A 1906-nucleotide genomic window follows, 5' to 3' on the forward strand; every position below is an offset into this window, starting at 1 on the left:
CACCCGCTGAGACCGCGGTCGGGCGCCGCGCCGTCTGCGAATCTCGCGTTCGCCGTTCGTTCGGCGTCGCGTGCGTGCCGCTCGCAATAGCCTTCGAGAATGCCCGCACCGCAGAATCCGAACACCGGTGAGTTCGACATCAAGCCCCGCAGTCGCGTCGTCACCGACGGCATCGAAGCCACCACCTCGCGTGGAATGCTCCGCGCGGTCGGCATGGGCGACGAGGACTGGGACAAGCCCCAGATCGGCATCGCGTCGAGCTGGAACGAGATCACCCCCTGCAACCTCAGCCTCGACCGCCTCGCGCAGGGCGCGAAAGAGGGCGTGCACTCCGGTGGCGGCTACCCGCTGCAGTTCGGCACCATCTCCGTCTCGGACGGCATCTCGATGGGCCACGAGGGCATGCACTTCTCGCTCGTGTCGCGCGAGGTCATCGCCGACAGCGTCGAGACGGTCATGATGGCCGAGCGCCTCGACGGCTCGGTGCTGCTCGCCGGCTGCGACAAGTCGATCCCGGGCATGCTCATGGCATCCGCTCGTCTCGATCTGTCGAGCGTCTTCCTCTACGCCGGCTCGATCGCGCCGGGCTGGGTCAAGCTCAGTGACGGCACCGAGAAGGACGTCACGATCATCGACTCGTTCGAGGCCGTGGGCGCATGCCTCGCGGGCAAGATGAGCGAAGAGGACCTCAAGCGCATCGAGTGCGCGATCGCCCCGGGCGAGGGCGCCTGCGGCGGCATGTACACCGCCAACACGATGGCGTCGGTCGCCGAGGCCCTCGGCCTCAGCCTTCCGGGCTCGGCCGCCCCGCCGTCGGCCGACCGTCGCCGCGACTACTTCGCCCACCGCTCGGGCGAGGCCGTGGTCAACCTGCTGCGCCAGGGCATCACCACGCGCGACATCCTCACGAAAGAGGCGTTCGAGAACGCCATCGCCCTGGCCATGGCACTCGGCGGCTCGACCAACGTCGTGCTGCACCTGCTCGCCATCGCCAACGAGGCCGAGGTCGAGCTCACGCTGCACGACTTCAACCGCATCGGCGACCGCACCCCGCACGTCGCCGACATGAAGCCGTTCGGCAAGTACGTCATGAACGACGTCGACCGCCACGGCGGCATCCCCGTCATCATGAAGGCGATGCTCGACGAAGGCCTGCTGCACGGCGACGCGCTCACCGTCACGGGCAAGACGCTCGCTGAGAACCTCGCCGACCTGAACCCCGACCCGGTGGACGGCAACGTCATCCACCGCTTCGACGACCCCATCCACGCCACCGGCGGCATCACGATCCTCCACGGCTCGCTCGCCCCCGAGGGTGCGGTGGTCAAGACCGCCGGCTTCGACGCCTCGGTGTTCGAGGGTCCCGCGCGCGTGTTCGAGCGCGAGCGCGGCGCGATGGACGCGCTCGAGGCCGGCGAGATCCAGGCCGGCGACGTCATCGTCATCCGCTACGAGGGCCCCAAGGGCGGTCCCGGTATGCGCGAGATGCTCGCCATCACGGCGGCCATCAAGGGTGCGGGTCTCGGAAAAGATGTACTACTGTTGACGGACGGACGATTCTCAGGCGGCACAACCGGCCTGTGCATCGGCCACATAGCTCCCGAAGCGGTGGACGCAGGTCCCATCGCCTTCGTGCGCGATGGTGATCTGATACGGGTCGATATCGCCGCTCGCACTCTCGACTTGATCGTCGATGACGCCGAGCTGAGTTCCCGCCGTGAAGGCTGGGAACCGCTTCCCCCGCGCTATACCCGTGGCGTTCTGGCCAAGTACTCCAAGCTCGTGCACTCCGCCGCCGAGGGCGCGGTCACCGGCTGACGGCCATCCCCTTCTCACCTTCTCCCGGTTCTCGAGGTACTCCCATGTCCATCGATTCCCCCACCGCGGCCGTGCCCCGGCCGCGGTG

Annotated in this window: 1 protein-coding gene; it reads left to right on the plus strand. The window is 68.1% G+C overall.

The annotated features are described in order from the left end of the window. The first annotated feature begins 99 nt into the window (after nt 1-99). Nucleotides 100-1818 carry a dihydroxy-acid dehydratase gene (gene ilvD, locus DBR36_RS10205; RefSeq protein ID WP_108319075.1) on the plus strand — a complete coding sequence of 573 codons (1719 nt, stop codon included), beginning with the start codon at nt 100-102 and terminating at the stop codon, nt 1816-1818. Nucleotides 1819-1906: the final 88 nt, after the last annotated feature.

The organism is Microbacterium sp. HMWF026, assembly GCF_003061325.1.
Classification (GTDB): domain Bacteria; phylum Actinomycetota; class Actinomycetes; order Actinomycetales; family Microbacteriaceae; genus Microbacterium; species Microbacterium testaceum_E.